At 65.1% G+C, this 19,043-nt stretch carries 14 protein-coding genes and 1 tRNA gene; 12 read left to right on the top strand and 3 right to left on the bottom strand.

Annotation, left to right across the window (positions count from 1 at the left end):
* The first annotated feature begins 44 nt into the window (after window positions 1-44).
* The 8 genes from G7044_RS06370 to G7044_RS06335 all read left to right on the top strand — a co-directional run bounded on the left by G7044_RS06370 (window position 45) and on the right by G7044_RS06335 (window position 12,628).
* Window positions 45-2,318, top strand: coding sequence for an NADP-dependent malic enzyme (locus tag G7044_RS06370; RefSeq protein ID WP_166327049.1), 2,274 nt, complete (start codon window positions 45-47; stop codon window positions 2,316-2,318).
* A gap of 160 nt (window positions 2,319-2,478) precedes the next feature.
* Window positions 2,479-3,738, top strand: coding sequence for a urate hydroxylase PuuD (locus G7044_RS06365; protein ID WP_166327047.1), 1,260 nt, complete (start codon window positions 2,479-2,481; stop codon window positions 3,736-3,738).
* 182 nt (window positions 3,739-3,920) lie between these two features.
* Window positions 3,921-6,020, top strand: a complete 2,100-nt coding sequence (locus tag G7044_RS06360) for a TonB-dependent siderophore receptor (RefSeq protein WP_166327045.1) — start codon at window positions 3,921-3,923, stop codon at window positions 6,018-6,020.
* Window positions 6,020-6,934 (top strand): iron-siderophore ABC transporter substrate-binding protein, encoded by a 915-nt coding sequence (locus G7044_RS06355; RefSeq protein WP_235931152.1) that lies wholly within the window; start codon window positions 6,020-6,022, stop codon window positions 6,932-6,934. The genes G7044_RS06360 and G7044_RS06355 overlap by 1 nt, the downstream gene beginning before the upstream one ends.
* Window positions 6,931-8,922 (top strand): Fe(3+)-hydroxamate ABC transporter permease FhuB, encoded by a 1,992-nt coding sequence (fhuB, locus tag G7044_RS06350; protein WP_235931151.1) that lies wholly within the window; start codon window positions 6,931-6,933, stop codon window positions 8,920-8,922. The genes G7044_RS06355 and fhuB overlap by 4 nt, the downstream gene beginning before the upstream one ends.
* Window positions 8,919-9,689, top strand: coding sequence for an ABC transporter ATP-binding protein (locus tag G7044_RS06345; protein ID WP_166327043.1), 771 nt, complete (start codon window positions 8,919-8,921; stop codon window positions 9,687-9,689). Before fhuB ends, G7044_RS06345 begins: the two co-directional genes overlap by 4 nt.
* Before the next feature lie 105 nt (window positions 9,690-9,794).
* Window positions 9,795-11,264, top strand: coding sequence for a mannose-1-phosphate guanylyltransferase/mannose-6-phosphate isomerase (locus G7044_RS06340; protein ID WP_166327041.1), 1,470 nt, complete (start codon window positions 9,795-9,797; stop codon window positions 11,262-11,264).
* A complete protein-coding gene (locus tag G7044_RS06335; RefSeq protein WP_166327039.1) occupies window positions 11,264-12,628 on the top strand; it encodes a phosphohexomutase domain-containing protein in 1,365 nt (454 codons plus the stop codon). The genes G7044_RS06340 and G7044_RS06335 overlap by 1 nt, the downstream gene beginning before the upstream one ends.
* Window positions 12,629-13,022: 394 nt before the next feature.
* Here G7044_RS06335 and G7044_RS17965 read toward each other — a convergent pair whose 3' ends face one another.
* Window positions 13,023-13,346, bottom strand: a complete 324-nt coding sequence (locus G7044_RS17965) for a hypothetical protein (protein ID WP_235931150.1) — start codon at window positions 13,344-13,346, stop codon at window positions 13,023-13,025.
* Between the two features lie 14 nt (window positions 13,347-13,360).
* On the opposite strand from G7044_RS17965, the gene G7044_RS17960 reads away from it, so the two are divergent.
* Entirely contained in the window at window positions 13,361-13,615 is a 255-nt protein-coding gene (locus tag G7044_RS17960) for an HlyD family secretion protein (RefSeq protein WP_235931195.1), read from the top strand.
* Between the two features lie 59 nt (window positions 13,616-13,674).
* Here the strand turns inward: G7044_RS17960 and gndA are convergent, their stop codons facing one another.
* On the bottom strand, window positions 13,675-15,090 hold the full coding sequence (gene gndA, locus G7044_RS06325) for an NADP-dependent phosphogluconate dehydrogenase (RefSeq protein WP_166327037.1): 1,416 nt from the start codon (window positions 15,088-15,090) through the stop codon (window positions 13,675-13,677).
* Between the two features lie 253 nt (window positions 15,091-15,343).
* A tRNA-Gln gene (locus G7044_RS06320) sits at window positions 15,344-15,418 on the bottom strand.
* Between the two features lie 94 nt (window positions 15,419-15,512).
* On the opposite strand from G7044_RS06320, the gene G7044_RS06315 reads away from it, so the two are divergent.
* The 3 genes from G7044_RS06315 to G7044_RS06305 are packed head-to-tail and all read left to right on the top strand — an operon-like array spanning window position 15,513 to window position 18,957.
* Window positions 15,513-16,700, top strand: a complete 1,188-nt coding sequence (locus tag G7044_RS06315) for a BaiN/RdsA family NAD(P)/FAD-dependent oxidoreductase (protein WP_166327035.1) — start codon at window positions 15,513-15,515, stop codon at window positions 16,698-16,700.
* A gap of 30 nt (window positions 16,701-16,730) precedes the next feature.
* On the top strand, window positions 16,731-17,858 hold the full coding sequence (gene tgt / locus G7044_RS06310; RefSeq protein ID WP_166327033.1) for a tRNA guanosine(34) transglycosylase Tgt: 1,128 nt from the start codon (window positions 16,731-16,733) through the stop codon (window positions 17,856-17,858).
* A gap of 52 nt (window positions 17,859-17,910) precedes the next feature.
* The gene (locus tag G7044_RS06305) at window positions 17,911-18,957 is read left to right on the top strand and encodes a glycosyltransferase family 8 protein (protein ID WP_166327031.1); all 1,047 of its coding nucleotides are present in this window, start codon (window positions 17,911-17,913) and stop codon (window positions 18,955-18,957) included.
* The last annotated feature ends 86 nt before the right edge of the window (window positions 18,958-19,043 follow it).

Here is a 19,043-nt window from a genome sequence, read left to right as displayed (position 1 = left end):
AATTGACCCAGGGGAATTTGCCGAGTGCAGAAGGAGGACAGGACATGCCCGCAGATGACATCGCCAATGACCGCCGTCAGGAAGCGCTGGATTACCACGAATTCCCGAGGCCCGGTAAGCTGGAAATCCGCGCGACTAAACCGATGGATACCGGGCGCGACCTGTCGAACGCATATTCGCCGGGGGTCGCCGAGGCCTGTCTGGATATTGAGAAAAATCCTCTGGACGCAATGCGCTATACGGCGAAATCGAACCTCGTCGCGGTGATTTCCAACGGCACTGCGGTGCTGGGCCTGGGCAATATCGGCGCGCAGGCCTCCAAGCCGGTGATGGAGGGCAAGGCGGTCCTGTTCAAGAAATTCGCCGGCGTCGACTGCTTTGACATCGAGGTGAACGAGACCGATCCTGAAAAGCTGGCCGAGATCGTCTGCAAGCTGGAGCCGACCTTTGGCGCGGTGAACCTGGAAGACATCAAGGCGCCCGAGTGCTTTCTGGTCGAAAGGCTCTGCAAGGAGCGGATGAATATCCCCGTTTTCCATGATGACCAGCACGGCACGGCCATCGTGGCGGCGGCGGCGGCCACCAATGCGGTGCGCCTGTCGGGGAAGAAGTTCGAGGATATTCAAGTGGTTGCGCTTGGGGCAGGGGCTGCCGGCATCGCTTGCCTGAAGATGCTGATGGTGATGGGGGTCAAGAAGGATCACATCACCATGTTGGACAGCAAGGGCGTCGTGCATACGCAGCGCAATGACCTGAACCCCGAAAAGCAGGAATTCGCCCGCGACACCGAAAAACGCAGCACGCTGGAGGCGATGGAGGGCGCTGACCTGTTCCTTGGCGTCTCTGGTCCCGGCCTGTTGACCGCCGAGATGGTCAAGAAGATGGCGCCAAAGCCGATCATCTTCGCGCTGGCGAACCCGACGCCGGAAATCATGCCCGAAGAAGCCCGCACCGCCGCGCCCGACGCGCTGATCGCCACCGGGCGCAGCGATTATCCCAATCAGGTCAATAACGTCCTGTGCTTTCCCTTCATCTTCCGCGGGGCGCTGGATACCGGGGCCACGCAGATCAATGACGCGATGAAGGTCGCCTGCGTCGAGGCGATTGCGGCACTGGCGCGTGAAACCGCCTCGGCCGAGGTCGGGCAGGCCTATCGCGGCGAAAGGCTGACCTTCGGGCCGGAATACCTGATTCCGAAACCTTTCGATCCGCGCCTGCTGCCGACCATCGCCCCCGCCGTGGCCAAGGCCGCGATGGAAACCGGCGTGGCCACGCGCCAGCTGGATCTGGACGATTACAAGCGCCGGCTTCAGGGCCGCGTCTATCGCACCTATAACATCATGCGCGACGTGTTCGAGGCCGACAAGGTCGCCAACCGCCGCATCGTCTTTGCCGAGGGCGAAGACGAACGCGTGCTGCACGCCGCCCGCCAGCTGATCGAGGAAGGCCACGATACCCCCATCCTGATCGGCCGTCCCGAGGTGATCGAGGCGCGTCTGGAACGCGACGGCATCCGCATGGATCTGTCGACGATCGAGATCATCAACCCCGAAAGCGACGCCCGCTATCGCGACTATTGGACCGCTTACCACACGCTGATGCGCCGCCACGGCGTCACGCCGGACCTGGCCCGCGCGATCCTGCGCACCAATACCTCGGTGATCGCGGCGATGATGGTTCATCTGGGCGATGCCGATGCGATGATTTGCGGTACCTTCGGCGAGTATCGCTGGCATCTGAAATATGTGACCGAGATCCTCGCCGATGCGAAAACCCACCCCATCGGGGCATTGTCGCTGATCATTCTGGAGCGGGGGCCGCTATTCGTTGCCGACAGTCAGGTGAACCTGCACCCGACGCCGCAGCAGATCGCCGATACGGTAATCGGGGCGGCGCGACATATGCGCCGCTTTGGCGTCCAGCCCCGGATCGCGCTGTGTTCCAGTTCGCAGTTCGGCAATATGGACACCGAATCGGGGCGTAACATGCGCGCTGCGATGGCGCTGCTGGACGAAATGTACCTCGATTTCGAATATGAGGGCGAAATGCCCGCCGATGTCGCGCTTGACCCCGAACTGCGCGAGCGCCTGTTCCCCGACGGTCGGCTGACCGGCCCCGCGAACGGGCTGATCTATCCCAATGCCGAGGTCGCCGGGGCCGCGCGCAACATGCTGCGTTCCGTCGCCGGCGGGCTGGAGGTCGGGCCGATCCTGATGGGCATGGGCAATCGCGCCCATATCGTCACCCCGGGCATTACCGTGCGCGGGCTGATGAATATCGCGGCGCTCGCTGGAAGCAACGTCTCCAGCTATAGCTAAGGCGCATTTGCGCAACCGGCGGGAGAGCTGCCGGTTGCGCCTGCTGTCCGGCGATCTTTCGGCTTCATTTGAAGCTTCTTGGGGAAAATCGGCCTTAACCGTCCGTGGTCAACTCGGCTAGCCTGCATGGAATACGATAAGCGCCGCAGGGAGACGCCGCATGACCGATTTCGCCATCATCTGGGACTGGCTGGGCTTTGCCGTCCGCTGGGTGCATGTCATCACCGCCATCGCCTGGATCGGGTCGAGCTTCTATTTCGTGGCGCTCGACCTGGGGCTGCGCAAGGCACCGCATCTGCCGCCCGGCGCCCATGGCGAGGAATGGCAGGTGCATGGCGGCGGCTTCTATCACATCCAGAAATACCTGGTCGCGCCGGAAAACATGCCCGAGCACCTGATCTGGTTCAAATGGGAAAGCTATTCGACCTGGTTGTCGGGCGCGGCGCTGTTGATGATCGTCTACTGGGTCGGGGGCGAGCTGTTCCTGATCGACCCGGCCAAGGCCGATCTGGCGCTGTGGCAGGGCATCCTGATCTCGGCCGGTTCGCTGTCGATCGGTTGGCTGGTCTATGACCGCCTGTGCAAATCGCCGCTGGGAGAGCATCCGACGGTGCTGATGCTGCTGCTGTTCGCGCTGCTGGTCGCCATGGGCTATGCCTATAACCAGATCTTCACCGGCCGAGCGGTGCTGCTGCACCTTGGCGCTTTTACCGCCACAATCATGACGGCGAATGTGTTCTTCATCATCATGCCGAACCAGCGGATCGTTGTGAAAGACCTGCAAGAGGGCCGCAAGCCCGATCCGAAATACGGCAAGATTGCCAAGCTGCGTTCGACCCATAACAACTATCTGACGCTGCCGGTCGTCTTCCTGATGCTGTCGAACCACTACCCGCTGGCCTTCGCGACCGAATACAACTGGCTGATCGCGGCGCTGATCTTCCTGATGGGCGTGACCATCCGGCACTTCTTCAACACCATGCATGCGGGTGGGGGCATGAAATGGTGGGCATGGGCCGCAACCGCGATGCTGTTCGTGGGTGTCATGTGGCTGTCGACCGCGCCGCTGTTCCAGTCCAGCTATGAGGAATCCGAGGCCCGCACCCTGACCCCGGCGCAGCAGAAATTCGCCGATGCAGCGCGCTTTGACGAGGTGATGAGCATCGTCCCAGGCCGGTGCGCCATGTGCCACGCGCGCGAGCCGGGATATGATGGCATCCACATCGCCCCCAAGGGGCTGCTGCTGGAAACGCCTGATGATGTGATCCGCGCCGCGCGCCAGATCTACACGCAGGCCGGGCTGACGCATGCCATGCCACCAGCGAATGTCAGCTTCATGGAAGAGCCCGAGCGTCAGGCCATTGTCGACTGGTATCGCGCCGCCACGGGGAAGCAGCCGCGCCAGCTTGCTGGAAATTGACGCGCGTTAACAACCGGTGGTTGCAAGCAGGCCCCGCAAGCGGGGCCTGCCGCATTTCGCCCTATGACGGAATTGCAACAGCACGGGGGGAATACGCAGCCACGGCGTGCGCAGATTGTTGACTGAAAGCATCGGAAGTCAGCATCACGAGTCAATCACTCAGATATTAACGAGAGTAAACGATGCGCTTTTCACCAACCCGCGTCACCATCCTTGCCGGCGTCAGCAGCATCGCGCTCGTCTCGGCAGGTATGGCGCAGGACGCCGCCCCCGACGCCCAATCATCCGAAAACCCGGTTTTCGTTCTGGGCACCATCTACCTCAGCGCTGATGATGTCGACGGTTACGTCGCCAGCGGCGCACAGGTGTCGAAATCGCAGACGCCGATCGCCGAACAGCAGCAGGCGGTTTCGGTCGTGACTCAGCAGCAGATGCAGGATCAGGGTGCGCAGAACCTCGGTCAGGCGCTCGGCTATACCGCCGGCACCGTGGCAGAGCCGTTTGGCAACGATCCCCGCTTTAACGAGCCCTTCATGCGCGGCTTCCCCTCGGCGGATGCGCAATATGTCAACGGGCTGCGTCAAAGCCGCTATTTCGGCGCGACTTCCTATGAGCTTTACGGCATGCAGCAGGTCGAGGTTCTGCGCGGGCCGTCCTCGGGGCTTTATGGCGCGGGCCAGCCGATGGGCGTCATCAATCAGGTGCAGAAACGCGCCCAATCCGAAGATTTCGGCGAGGTCGGTCTGGGCTATGACAGCAATAACAGCCTGCAGGCCTTCTTCGACGTGAACCGTTCGGCCTCTGACACTCTGTCATTCCGCCTGACCGGGATCGGCCGCGACCAGAAGAACCAGATCGAGGACGTGACCAACGAAAGCGGCTATCTGGCCGGCGCCGTCCGCTGGACGCCCGACGCGATGACGACCATCGATTTCCTGGCATCGTACCGCAAGGACAAGCCGATCACGCCGACCGGGGTGCCCTATGCACTGACCGAGGCCGAGGATGGCGACGATCTGCGTGACCTGTATACAGGGCAGGAAAACTGGGATTCCAGCGACCGCAAGATGTGGAATGTCGGCATCGAGATCAGCCGGGAATTCGACAATGGTTGGACGCTGAGCCAGGGCTTCCGTTACGAGAAGCTCGACTGGAATTACCGCAACACCTATGTCGGCACCTATGCCACGGTGAACCCGGACGGAACTTTCCTGCGCGGTTCGGGAGAATACAGCGAAAACAGCGAAAGCCTCAGCCTCGACACCCGGTTGAACGGCGAGGTGGTGACCGGTGCGGTGACGCATGCGCTGCTGTTCGGCGTCGATGTGCGCAAATACGATGCCGAGGAGACCAGCCAGATCCAGGCCGATACCAATATCTTCGACTGGACCAATCCGGGCGCCTATATCGCGCCGCCGACCCTGACCGTGGCCACCCAGTCGGGCGACATGACGCTGAAGCAATACGGCATCTATGCGCAGGACGAGATGACATTCGGCAACTGGCGCGGGACTGTTGGCGTCCGCTGGGACAAGGCCAAGCAGACCGGCACCCAATACGACATGCCCGCCGCCTATGACGAGACAGAGCTGACCGGCCATGCCGGGATCTCCTATGTCTTCGATAATGGCGTGATGCCCTATCTGCGCTTCGCGACCTCGTTCGACCCCGAAGGCGGGCTGAACGAGAACATGGAGCCGCTGCGCCCGACCAAGGGCTATCAGTGGGAAGCGGGGGTGAAATACCAGCCGACCGCGTTTGACGGGCTGATCACCGCCTCGGTCTATGACCTGCGCCAGACCAATGTGAAACAATGGGCCGGCTACAGCCCCGAGGGCTATCTGCTCTATCGCCAGATCGGCGAGGTGAAGTCGCGCGGGCTGGAACTGGAAGCCACGGCCGAAATCGCCGACGGCTGGGACCTGCGCGCGGCCTATGCCTATAACAACACCGAACAGCTGGGCGGCACCAATACCGGGCAAGAAATGTGGAACGCACCGAACCACCTTGCCAGCCTCTGGGTCGACCGCGATTTCGGCAATGGCTTCCGGGCTGGCGGCGGCATCCGCTATGTTGGCGAGCGTGAGAGCGTGGACAACAACATCACGCTGGACAGCTATACCCTGCTGGATGTCGGCGCGAGCTATACCCGCGAAAACATCGAGGCCAGCCTGAACATCAGCAACCTGACCGACAAGACTTATCTGGCCACCTGCGGCTGGTATGGCTGCCATTACGGCGAAGGCCGCACCGCGACTGCCATCGTCAAGTACAAGTTCTGATGATGCTTCCGGCTGAGTACCGGCCGGATCGCCGCAACTTCCTCGCCGCCGGCCTTGCGCTGGCGGCGGGTTTGTCATTGCGTCCCGCGGTGCTGCTGGCGCAGGATGCGCCCCGGCTTGCTGCCATCGACTGGGCGATGCTGGAAACCGCCGCTGCCATCGGTCACACGCCGCTGGCGGTGACCGAGCTGATCCGCTACCGCGCCGATGGTGGCGGCGTCGATCTGCCCGATACGGTCACGGATCTGGGCCTGCGCGGCGCCCCGAATTACGAACTGCTGCAGCTGACGCGCCCCGATGTGATCCTCAGCTCGCCCTTTTACAGCCATTACGAGGACCGGCTGGCCAGCATCGCGCCGGTCGTTTCCCTGCCGTTCTACACGCCGGGAGAGCCGCCCTTGCCGAAAGCGCTTGCCGCGCTGACGGCACTTGGCACGGCCATCGGCGATGCCTCCGCAGGCGAGGATGCGCTGGCGCGGACCGAGGCCGATCTGGCCGCGCGGGCCACGGCCCTTCGCCCGCTGGCCGCTCGCCCGCTATGCCTTGTTGAGATCGGCGATGCCCGCCACCTGCGCGCCTTTGGCTTTGACAGCCTCTACGGCAGCACGCTGGACCGGCTGGGGCTGACGAATGCATGGGCAGGGCAGACCGAATTCAGCTTTCTCGCCCCCGTGCCGATGGAGCGGCTGGCCGACTTCCCCGAAGCCACGCTGGTCGTCATCGGCCCGGTCGCCCCCGCCGTGCGCCGCGCGCTGTCCCGCAGCGTGCTGTGGCGCGCCCTGCCGGCGGTCAGCGAGGGCCGCGTCTTCCAACTGCCGCAGATGGCACCCTATGGCGGCGTGCCGTCCGCGCTGCGCTTCGCCGCCAGCCTGCAGGCGGCGCTGTCCGCCGGCCCGGTCGAGGCGCTGACATGACCGGCATGGTGCTGCCGCGCGGGCGGCTTGGCTTCCTGATGACCGGTGCGGCGCTGCTGGCGCTGATCCTGTGGCTGCTGGCGGCGCAGGGGCTGCTGCCCTTGACCGACTGGCCCGCATGGCCGTTCCGGGCCGAGGCGATGAGCCTCGATCAGATCCGGTTGGCCTTCGGGCTGATGCCGCGCGGTGTCATCGCGCTGGTGGCCGGTGCGGTTCTGGGGCTGTCGGGCGCGCTGCTTCAGGTGGTGCTGCGCAACCCGGTGGCCGATCCGACGACGCTGGGGATCTCGGCCGGGGCGCAGCTGGCGCTGGTGACGGCGACCATCCTCGCGCCCGGACTGCTGGAGATCGGGCGTTGGCCGGTCGCCATGGCGGGGGCCTTTGCGGCCACCCTGCTGGTGATGGGGATCGGCGCGCGGCGCGCCTTCGCGCCGGTCACCATGGTCATCGCAGGGATGCTGGTCGGCATGACCGCCAACGCTATTGCCACCGCCATCACGCTGGCGCGAGGTGAATATCTGCTGTCGCTGGTGATCTGGAATGGCGGCTCGCTGGTGCAGCAGGACTGGTCGGGCGTCCGGGCGCTTGCGGGCGTGCTGGTGTTCGGCGCGCTCGCCTCGGCCCTGCTGGCGCGGCCCTTGCGGGTGCTGTCGCTGGGGGCCGAGGGCGCGCAGGGGCTGGGGCTGAATGTTGCGCTGGTGCGCATGGCCGCCGTGGCGGTGGCTGCGCTGCTGGCGGCGGCGGTCTCGGCCGAGCTTGGGCTGATCGCCTTCGTCGGCCTTGCCGCACCGGCGCTGGCGCGGACGCTTGGCCTGCGCGGGATCGCGCCTTTGCTGCTGGTCTCGCCCCTGATCGGGGCGCTGATCCTGTCGGTCTGCGACGGATTTGTGCTGGCCATCGCCGGGCAGCGGGGCGAGATGTTTCCGACCGGCGCACTGACCGGGCTGATCGGCGGGCCGCTGCTGATCTGGCTGCTGCCGCGCCTGCGTGGATCGACCCCGCCGGGGACGGAGGCCGCCGAGGGGCCGGCCCCGCGCAGCGACCATCCGGGGCGGATCCTTGCGGCGCTGGTGCTGGCGCTGGTGGCGCTGGCACTGGTGCTGGTCTGGATCGGGCGGGTGCCAGGGGGCTGGACGGTGCTTGACGGCGAAAGCTTCGCGGCCTTCCTGCCCATGCGCCTGCCGCGCCTGATCGCAGCGGCGGCGGCGGGGGCGGCGCTGGCGCTGGCGGGGGCGATCCTGCAACGGCTGACGGCGAACCCCATCGCCTCGCCCGAGGTGCTGGGTGTGTCGGGCGGTGCCGCGCTCGGCTATGCCGCGACGGTGTTTCTGGTCGCCGCGCCCACATCGGTGATGCTGGGCGCGGGCAGCATGGCCGGGGGCGCGCTGGCGCTGGCACTGGTGGCGCTGTTCACCGCGCGGCGCGACATGCCGGCGGAACGCGTGCTGCTGGCCGGGATCGCGGTGTCGGCCTTCGCCTCGGCGGTGCTGACAGCGATGATGGCGGTCGGCGATCAGCGGTCCTGGCAGGTGCTGGGCTGGCTTAGCGGGTCATCCTCGGCCATTGGCATGGGGGCAGCGCTTGGGCTGGCGGCGATGGCGGTGCTGCTGTGGGGCGCAGCGATCGGCGTGCGGCGCTGGCTGGCGGTCCTGCCGCTGGGGCAGGGCGTCGCGGGCGGGCTTGGCCTGCCCCTGCGGCAGGCGCGCCTCGCGCTGATCCTGTTGGCCGGGCTGGCCACGGGTGCTGCGACGCTGCTTGTCGGCCCGCTCAGCTTCGTGGGGCTGATGGCCCCGCATATGGCCCGCCGCATCGGCCTTGCCCGCCCCGGCCATGCCGTGACCGGCGCGGCGCTGATCGGGGCGCTCATGATGGTCGCTGCCGATTTCGGCGCCCGCATGGCGGGCTTTCCCTATGAATTGCCGCTTGGCATGTTCGCCTCGCTGATCGGGGCGCCCTGGCTGATCTGGTTGATGATGAGACGCAGATGACCCCGCTTTTCCAGATCCGCAACCTGAGTGTCGATGTTCCCGGCCGCCGCCTGCTGCACGGGCTGAACCTGGACCTGCCGCAGGGCCAGATGATCGCGCTGATCGGCCATAATGGATCGGGCAAATCGACGCTGCTGAAGGCGCTGGCGCGACAGATCCCTTCGGCCGGTCACGTCGCGTTCGAAGGCCGCGCCCTGTCCGACTGGCCCGCCCGCGATCTCGCCCGGCGCCTGGCCTTCCTGCCGCAAAGCCCGCCCCCGGCCGAGGGCATGACCGTGCGCGAGCTGACCGCCCTTGGCCGCTATCCCTGGCATGGCGCGCTTGGCCGTTTCGGGCCAGCCGATGATGCGGCGGTCGATGCGGCGATCCATGAGTGCGGGCTGGATCCCTTCGCCACGCGGCTGGTCGATACGCTGTCGGGGGGCGAACGCCAGCGTGCCTGGCTGGCGATGATGCTGGCCCAGCAGGCGGGCACGCTGCTGTTGGACGAACCGATCAGCGCGCTGGATATCGCCCACGCGGTCGAGGTCCTGTCGCTGGTCCGCCGGCTGTGCCGGACACAGGGGCTGAGCGCGGTGATCGTCCTGCACGAGGTCAACATGGCCGCGCGCTTCTGCGATCACATCGTGGCGCTGAAGGGCGGGCGTCTGGCGATGCAGGGCACGCCCGCCGATCTGATGCAGGCGGAGGCCCTGCAAGCCATCTATGGCCTGCCGATGGAGGTGCTGCGCCGCGCCGATGGTCAACCGGTCACCGTTCCAGCCTAGACCGCGCCCGATCCGACTGCACGATTGCTTAACCATTCGATGATACGTAATCATGCCGGAAAAGGTGCCGACACGGTGCCTGATCGTTTAGGAATTGCGGGTAACATGCTGTCAGAAAACGCTTTGATCGTTCCGGTTCTTCTCAGTGGCGGCTCTGGCACGCGGCTTTGGCCCTTGTCGCGCAAGTCCTATCCCAAGCAATTCGCCCCGCTGATTGGCGAGCAGACCCTGTTCCAGCAGGCCGCCCTGCGCTTTGCCCCCGAAACAGCGCCCGAGGGGCAGCGCTTCACCGCGCCGCTGGTGGTGACCGGGTCGGATTTCCGCTTCATCGTGGTCGAGCAGTTGCAGCAGGTCGGCGTCGATCCCGGCGCGGTGATGATCGAACCCGAAGGCCGCAACACCGCCCCCGCCGTTCTGTCGGCGGCGCTGTATCTGATGGCGCATCAGCCCGAGGCGATCATGCTGATCGCGCCGTCCGATCACGCGATCCCGGATGGCGATGCCTTCCGCGCCGCCGTGCTGCGCGGGCTGCCCGCGGTTGCGGATGGCAAGATCGTCACTTTCGGCATCACCCCCGACCGGCCCGAAACTGGCTATGGCTATCTCGAACTCGCCGCTGCGCCGGATGCCGGCGAAGGCCCGGTGGATCTGGTCCGCTTCGTCGAAAAACCCGACGCGGCGCGGGCGGCCGAGATGGTCGCCTCGGGCGAATATCTGTGGAATGCGGGGATCTTCCTCGCCCGCGCCGCCGATATGGTCGAGGCGTTTCGCAAATACGCCCCCGATGTGGTTGAACCCGTTGCCGCGGCGTTGAAAGGGGCCACTGCGGATCTGGGCTTTCTGCGGCTGGAACCGGATGCCTACCGGCAGGTGCCCTCGATCTCCATCGACTATGCGGTTATGGAAAAGGCGGACAATCTGGCGGTGGTGCCGTTTTCCGCCGGCTGGTCGGATCTGGGCGGTTGGGATGCGGTCTGGCGCGAGCAGGGGCCGGACGCCGATGGCGTCGCCCTGTCGGGAAAGGCGCAGGCGATCGACTGCCACGACACGCTTTTGCGCGCCGAAGGCGATGGGCAGGTGCTGGTCGGGATCGGTCTGGATAATATCATCGCCGTCGCCATGCCTGATGCGGTGCTGGTCGCACCCAAGGACCGCGCGCAGGATGTGAAGAAAGCCGTGGATCTGCTGAAGTCCAAGGGGATCTCACAGGCCGAAACCCTTCCGCGCGACTATCGCCCCTGGGGCTGGTACGAAACGCTGGTCCTCGGCCCCCGCTTTCAGGTCAAGCGCATCGTGGTCCATCCCGGCGCGCAGCTGAGCCTGCAAAGCCATCACCACCGTGCCGAACACTGGATCGTCGTCGAAGGCACTGCGAAGGTAACGATAGATGACGAGACCCGGTTGGTTTCCGAAAACCAGTCCGTCTATATACCGCTGGGTGCGGTGCACCGGATGGAAAACCCTGGCAAGCTGCCGATGGTCCTGATCGAGGTGCAGACCGGCAGCTATCTGGGGGAAGACGACATCATCCGCTATGACGACATCTATGCGCGCGGGCAGGGGGCCAAGGGCTGATGCTGAACGCCTTCAAGGCTTACGACATTCGCGGCCGTCTGGGCGTCGATCTGGATGCCGGGATCGCGCGGCGCATCGGGCGCGGTTTTGCGCGCGCGCTGGATGCGAAGAAGGTGGTTCTGGGCCGTGACATTCGCGCGTCGAGCATGGAACTGGCGGGGGCGGTGGCGCAGGCGCTGGTGGATGAAGGGGTCGAGGTGTTGGACCTCGGTCTTGCCGGCACTGAGGAGATGTATTTCGCCGTGACCCATTTCGCCGCCGATGGCGGGATCGAGGTCACCGCCTCGCATAACCCGATGGATTACAACGGCATGAAGATGGTGCGGGCAGGGTCCGCACCGCTGGATACGGCGACCGGACTGGGCGCGATCCACGACCTTGCCGAGGCTGATGATTTCGGTCCCGCCCGCCCCGGCGGCAGCATCCGTGACGTGGCGCAGGAAGCACGGGCGGCCTATGTCGCCCGCGTGATGGAGTTCGTCGATGTGGCGGCGCTGCGCCCGCTGAAGATCGTGGTGAATGCGGGCAATGGTGCGGCGGGCCCGACCTTCGATGCGATCGCCGATGCCCTCGCGGCCAAGGGTGCGCCGCTGGAGTTCATCCGCATCCATCATCAGCCAGACGGCGGTTTCCCCAATGGCATCCCCAACCCCTTGCTGCCGGAAAACCAGCCCGTAACCGCCGATGCCGTGCGGTCCGCCGGTGCCGATCTGGGCATCGCCTTTGACGGTGATTTCGACCGCTGCTTTTTCTTCGACGAAACCGGCGCCTTCATCGACGGCGAATATATCGTCGGCCTGCTGGCCGCCGCCTTTCTGGCGCGCGAACCCGGCGCGCGGATCGTCCACGACCCCCGTGTGATCTGGAACACCCGCGACATCGTCGAAAGGGCCGGCGGCACCGCCATCCAGTCGCGCACCGGCCATGCCTTCCTGAAGGCGGCGCTGCGCGAACATGATGCCATCTACGGCGGCGAGATGTCGGCTCATCACTATTTCCGCGATTTCGTCTGCTGCGACAGCGGCATGATCCCCTGGCTGCTGGTCACGGAACTGATGGGCCGCTCGGGCCAGCCGCTTTCGGCGATGGTGGCGGAACGGCGCGCGGCCTTTCCATCCTCGGGCGAGATCAATTTCACGGTCGCCGACGTCGCCGCCGCCCGCGCACGGGTCGAGGCCGAGTTCGGCCCCCAGGCCATCGGCCGGGACGAGACCGACGGACTGTCGCTGGACATGGGCGACTGGCGGTTTAACCTGCGCGCCTCGAATACGGAACCGCTGTTGCGGCTGAACGCGGAATCGCGCGGCGACCGCATGCTTCTCGACCGGCAGGTGGCGCGGCTGCGCGACCTTATCGCCGGCTAGATCCGCCCCAGAATGTAATCGGCGCGGGTCGCGTCATCTTACGTCCCGGGACGACAGCCACTACCGATACATTCCTGCCTGTCGCCAGAGGTGGCAGGCGCGCACCATTACGCATTCCCTCTTACAGAGCGCTGAATTAGCTTAGTCGATTTTCGGCCTTGCCTGCCGGGTTGATGCCGAATGCAAGGCCCGAAAACTACAGCCTCGGGTGGTTCAGAACTGGTAAGCAGAGCAGCTGTCTGCCCGACAGTTAAGCCCCGCAACGCTTTTAACTGAGCACGCAGGATGTTTGGAGATCATCTGATTTCCTCAATTTCTGCCCTTTTATTGGGTCTGGTCGGCCTTCTGGCCGTGCTGTTTGCCTCGCACATGTCGGCCTTCCAGTATGCCTTCCTCAGACCGAGAACGCTGATGTTCGGGGCAATATACTAGGCTTGCGCCACAGCTTTCCGGATATGTTGATGTGGTCAAAGTCGTCGATTTCCAGCAGGTCTAAGAAGGCCGGGTCATCGCTAGTATTGGTGATCACCCATATCGCCAGAAGCAGGCGCAGGCCGAGGTGGAGTTCTTGGGTGCTGAAGACCCAGAACCAGAACCAGAATATCAACTCCGCTATTGCCAAGCAGAAATCGGCGGAAGCCGCGCTGCGTGCGACGCCGCCCACCAAAGCTGGGAACGCGCCAGCGCGCTTAATGCTCGCGCGGCGACCGCGCCGCATTCACCGTCGACGCGATGGAGGGACGCCGCTTTGCCGGCAGGGTCGAATCCTTCTCGCCCGCTACGGCATCCGAATTCAGCCTGTTGTCCGGCACGAACGCCACCGGCAACTTCACCAAGGTTGCGCAGCGCCTGCCGGTCCGCATCAGCATCGACCCCGATCAGGACACGGCCGAATATCTGGAGCCGGGCCTGTCGGTGGTGGTCACTGTGACCGAGGGCTCGGCAGAAAAGGCCGTCAACGCGCCGCGGGTGATTGTGGGCAACTGAGCTGCGCCAGAACGCAAAAGGCCGGCATGGCGCCGGCCTTTTCAAAATTTGCGGTGGGCTTAGCCGTGTGCGCCCCACGGGCCATGCGGCGCGTCCTGGCCGTCCAGCCGTTCAAAGCCGTGATTGCCGAAAAAGTCGCGCTGCGCCTGAATCATATTGGCCGCACCGCGCGGGCTGCGCATGCTGTCGAACCAGGACAGGCCGGCCGCCAGTGCCGGAACCGCAATGCCCGCACCGGTCGCGGCGATGACGGTCTTGCGCAAGGCCGCCTCGTTTTCGCGCAGCAGGCTGGTGAAGGGCTCGGCAAAGATCAGGCTTTCGCCCGGATTGGTCGCCAGCGCCGATGCCATGTCGTTCAGCATTTCCGAACGGATGATGCAGCCATTGCGCCAGATCTTCGCGATAACGGGCATTGGCAGGTTCCAGCCGAATTCGGCCGAGGCGCGGGCCAGCATCTCGAACCCTTGCGCATAGCACAGGATCTTGCCCGCGATCAGCGCGCGCTCCAGCGTTTCGGTGTCCAGCACCCCGTCGGGCAGCGGCTGGGGCATGCCGCCGAAGACCTCGGCACCTTTCTTGCGCTCCGCCAGCCGGGCGGACAGATTGCGCGCCGTCACTGCGGCCTCGATCACCGGGATGGCAACCGCCAGTTGCTGCGCCTCGATCACGGTCCAGCGGCCGGTGCCTTTCTGGCCGGCCTTGTCCAGGATCACGTCCAGCATCGGTGCGCCGCTGATCGGGTCGGTGGCGCGGGCGACCTTGCCCGAGATCTCGACCAGATAAGAGGCCAGCGTGCCCGCGTCCCAGCCCTCGAAGGTCTGGGCCACCTGAGCGGCGTCAAAGCCCATGCCGTCGCGCATCAGCGCATAGGTTTCGGCGATCATTTCCATGTCGGCATATTCGATGCCGTTATGGACCATCTTGACGAAATGACCGGCCCCGCCCGGACCCATCAGGGCGGCGCATGGTTCGTCCTGATACTTGGCCGAGATCGCCTCCAGGATCGCCCCCATCCGCTCCCATTGCGCAGCATCGCCGCCGACCATGATCGAGGGGCCGTGCCGCGCGCCTTCCTCGCCGCCCGAAACCCCGATGCCCATGAAGTCGAAGGCGTCATTTTCGGATTCGCGGCTGCGGCGCTCGGTATCGGTGTAATTGGCATTGCCGGCGTCGATAATCAGGTCGCCGTCCCCCAGCAGCGGGCGCAACGCGGCGATCTGGTCGTCGACCACGGGACCGGCCGGGACCATCAGGATGATCGAGCGCGGCGGGGTGATGGCGGCGACGAATTCCTCCAGCGTCTTGGCGGGCGTCAGCTTCGCCGCCAGATCGCCCGCGCCCGAGGTGAAGGCATCGGTGACCGCAGGGGTGCGGTTGTAGACGGCGATGGGATAGCCGTTTTCGGCAATATTCAGGGCCAGCGCTGCACCCATGGTGCCAAGGCCGATCAGGCCAATATGGGGGGAATTATCCATGATGTCTCCTGCATTGAGGACGCATTTACGGCTGTTAGCGTAATCATCCGTTAATGGCCGGATCGGCGCCGGATGCCAATGCCGAATCTGCGACGGTTCGTGTGGAGCGTTCGCGCAACCTTGGGGGATGCCACGGCCCGGCGGCGCTTCACAAGGAACGCTGGGGTAAGCATGTCTGCGGGCGCGCTGCGTCGATCAACCCACACTCGCGACGCTGTCGCGGCCTGCGCTGCAGATCAGATTTTCGAAGAATTGGCTGGGGCGGTAGGATTCGAACCTACGGTACACGGTACCAAAAACCGATGCCTTACCACTTGGCCACGCCCCAACTGTGGGGGGCTATCTAGCGCCCGTTTCCGGGGGGTGCAAGGGGGGAATTTGAAAAACTTGCGACGCCTTTGCGCAGCGCGTAGGACGCCAGCATGGATTGTGATCTGTTGATAATCGGGGCCGGCGCTGCCGGCCTTTTCTGCGCCGGGACGGCCGTTGCGCAAGGTGCAAGCGTGGTGGTCATCGACCATGCCTCGCGACCGGGAGAGAAGATTCGCATCTCGGGCGGGGGGCGTTGCAACTTCACCAATCTCGCCACGTCGCGAGAGCGGTTCCTGTCCGAGAATCAGCGCTTTGCTGCCTCGGCGCTGGCAGGGTTCAGGCCCGCCGATTTTGTCGCCCTGGTTGATCGCGCGGGAATCGCCTGGCACGAAAAGACGCTGGGTCAGCTGTTCTGCGACGGCAAGGCCACGCAGATCACCGATATGCTGATCCGCCGTATGACCGGGGGTGAATTGTGGCTGGATACCGGCCTCGAAACCCTGGCCCGCACGGCGGATGGTTTTGTGGCGCGGACATCGCGCGGTGTGGTGCGTGCGGGTCGCGTCGTGGTTGCCTGCGGTGCGAAGTCGATCCCGAAGATGGGGGCGACCGGCCTCGCCTATGATCTGGCCCGGCAGTTCGGATTGCGAATTGTCGAGACCCGCCCCGGTCTGGTGCCGTTGACCTTTGCCGAGCAGGATCTGGCCCTGTCAAAACCCCTCGCCGGGATCGCGGTCGAGGCAGAGGTCAGCCACGGCAAGACCCGGTTCCGCGATGCGCTGCTGTTCACCCATCGCGGGCTGTCAGGGCCGGCGATCCTGCAAATTTCAAGCTTCTGGCGGCCGGGAGGAGAGATTGTCGTGAACCTTGCGCCCGATCTCGATATCGGTGCGTTGCTGCGCGAACGGCGCGGGCAGGGCGGCCGGGTCGCGATGCAGACCGTGCTGGGCGCGCATCTGCCGGCCCGGCTGGCCGATGCGATTGCTGCCGAGATGGGACTGGAAGGCGCGCGGCTGGCCGATCAGAACAACGCCGTCATCGACCGGATCGCGGCGCGCATTCATCGCTGGCAGGTCCGTCCGGTGGGTTCGGAAGGGTATCGCACCGCCGAGGTCACGGTGGGCGGCGTCGATACCCGCGATCTGGATGCAAAGACCATGCAGGCGCGGGATGTGCCGGGACTGTATTTCATCGGCGAATGTGTCGATGTGACGGGCTGGCTGGGCGGTTATAATTTCCAATGGGCCTGGGCCTCGGCACACGCGGCGGGGCTTTCGCTGGCGGCGCACAGGCATTAAGTAAGCCACTTCGCGAGACAAGGGCCGGACATGAGCGGATTTTCCTTTACCCTGAATGCCACCGACGGGCGCGCCCGCAGCGGCGTCATCGACACGCCGCGCGGCCAGATCCGCACGCCAGCCTTCATGCCGGTCGGCACGGCGGCCACGGTCAAGGCTATGCTGCCGGAATCGGTGGCCGCGACCGGGGCTGATATCCTGCTGGGCAATACCTATCACCTGATGCTGCGTCCCGGCGCCGAGCGGATCGCGAAGCTGGGTGGCCTGCACAAGTTCATGAACTGGGACAAGCCGATCCTGACCGATTCCGGCGGCTTTCAGGTCATGTCGCTGGCGGAACTGCGCAAGCTGACCGAGGACGGCGTGACCTTTTCAAGCCATGTCGACGGCTCGCGCCACTTCCTGTCGCCCGAAACGAGCATGGAAATTCAGCGCCTGCTGGGATCCGACATCGTCATGGCGTTCGACGAATGCCCGGCGCTGCCCGCGACCGAGGAACGCCAGGCCGAGGCGATGCGCCTGTCGATGCGGTGGGCGCAGCGGTCGCGCGATGCGTTCGGCGACCGGCCGGGGCACGCGCTGTTTGGAATCATGCAGGGCGGTGTGCTTCGCCATCTGCGCGAGGAATCTGCCGATGCTCTGCGCGGGATTGGCTTTGACGGCTATGCCATCGGCGGTCTTGCGGTGGGCGAGGGGCAGGAGGCGATGTTCGGCGTTCTGGACTATGCGCCCGACCTGCTGCCTGCCGACAGGCCGCGTTACCTGATGGGCGTGGGCAAACCGGACGATATTGTCGGCGCCGTGCAGCGCGGCGTGGACATGATGGATTGCGTGCTGCCCTCGCGATCTGGTCGCACGGGGCAGGCATGGACCCGGCGCGGGCAGGTCAACATCAAGAACGCCCGCCATGCCGATGACCCGCGTCCGCTGGATGAAAACTGCACTTGCCCGGCCTGTCGCGGCTATTCACGCGCCTATCTGCACCATGTCTTCCGCGCCGGAGAGATGATTTCCGGGATGCTGCTGACTTGGCACAACCTGCATTACTATCAGGAACTGATGGCCGGACTGCGTGGCGCCATCGCCGGGGGGCAGCTGGATGAGTTCGTCGCCGATTTCCACGCGGAAAGGGCCAAGGGCGATATTCCGACGCGTTGACCTGTTAAGGTTTTCGGCGAGAATGGTAGCGTGAATAACCGGTGGGCGCGCCATGATTGCAACTGCCAGTCGACCTGCAGAGCACCCTGACGCCGCGATCTTTGCCTGCGATTCGGGTCATCTTCCCTTTGCCTGGGTGGCGGCCCTGCAGATCGCCCGGTTAGAGCCGGGGCGGCGCTTTGACGTGGTGATCGCCTCGCCCGACTGCGATCAGGTGCCGCCACATCTGGTCGAGGGGCCGGTCCGCTGGGTCACGCTCGACACCAGCGCCATCCCGCAGATCACCCATCCGAATGCACGGATCACCCTTGGCACCTTTTACCGGCACCTGCTGCCCGAATTGCTGCAGCACGATTATGCCCGGCTTCTGTATATGGACACCGACACCTGGCTGCGCCGTCCGGGCATCCAAGGCCTGTTCGATCGCATCGAGGGCGACTGGCCGCTGGCGGCAGCGCTGACCTTTCTGCATCAACCGGAACTGCGCACCCGCGCAAGCCGCAAGAACCGGGAACAGTCGCGTCAGGTCATTCGCGATCTTGGCGGAACCAAGGGGCGGTTCTTCCAGTCCGGGGTCATGGTCATGCAGACCGGCCCGCATGTGGCGGCCGAAATCGGGCCGAGAACGCTGGAATTCGCTGCAACCCGCTTCGATCTGCTGAAAAAGCACAAGCTGGGTGATCAGGCAGCGATGAACGGGGCCGCCGCGGATCTGACGGTAACGCTGGACCCGCGCTGGAACTGGCACCTCGCGCGGTGGCGGCAGGGTGATCTGGTCGCGCGGTTTGACCCGTTCATCCTGCATTTCGCCGGGGCCGAAAAACCCTGGCTGATCTCGGACGATCCGACGGCGACCGAGGTGAACGCCGCCTGGTTTGCCGATCTGGCCCGCTGGGACCCGGATTTCCGCCCCCAGGCGGCGCCGCATTCGCAGGCCTGGCGGGCGCAGAACCCGCGTTTTGGTGTGCCGCTTCTGGATGCTCTGCGGTCGCGCTTGCGGTCGGCGCGGCTGGCCTGGAAACATTCGCGCCCGCCGCGAATGGGCCCCAAGGGGATCGCGGCCATGCAACGCCTGGTCGATGCGGCGGAAATTCGCTGAAATCTGGCCCGGAAACGCCGGATATTGCTTGAAAATCGGGATGCGAACAAGATTGTCTGGAACCGGCTTGCTGTTCCTGCTAGGCC

It is taken from the genome of Paracoccus xiamenensis, assembly GCF_011308835.1.
Classification (GTDB): domain Bacteria; phylum Pseudomonadota; class Alphaproteobacteria; order Rhodobacterales; family Rhodobacteraceae; genus Paracoccus; species Paracoccus xiamenensis.
Note: the sequence above shows the minus strand (reverse complement) of the source record. Positions and strands in the feature narration are given on the sequence as shown.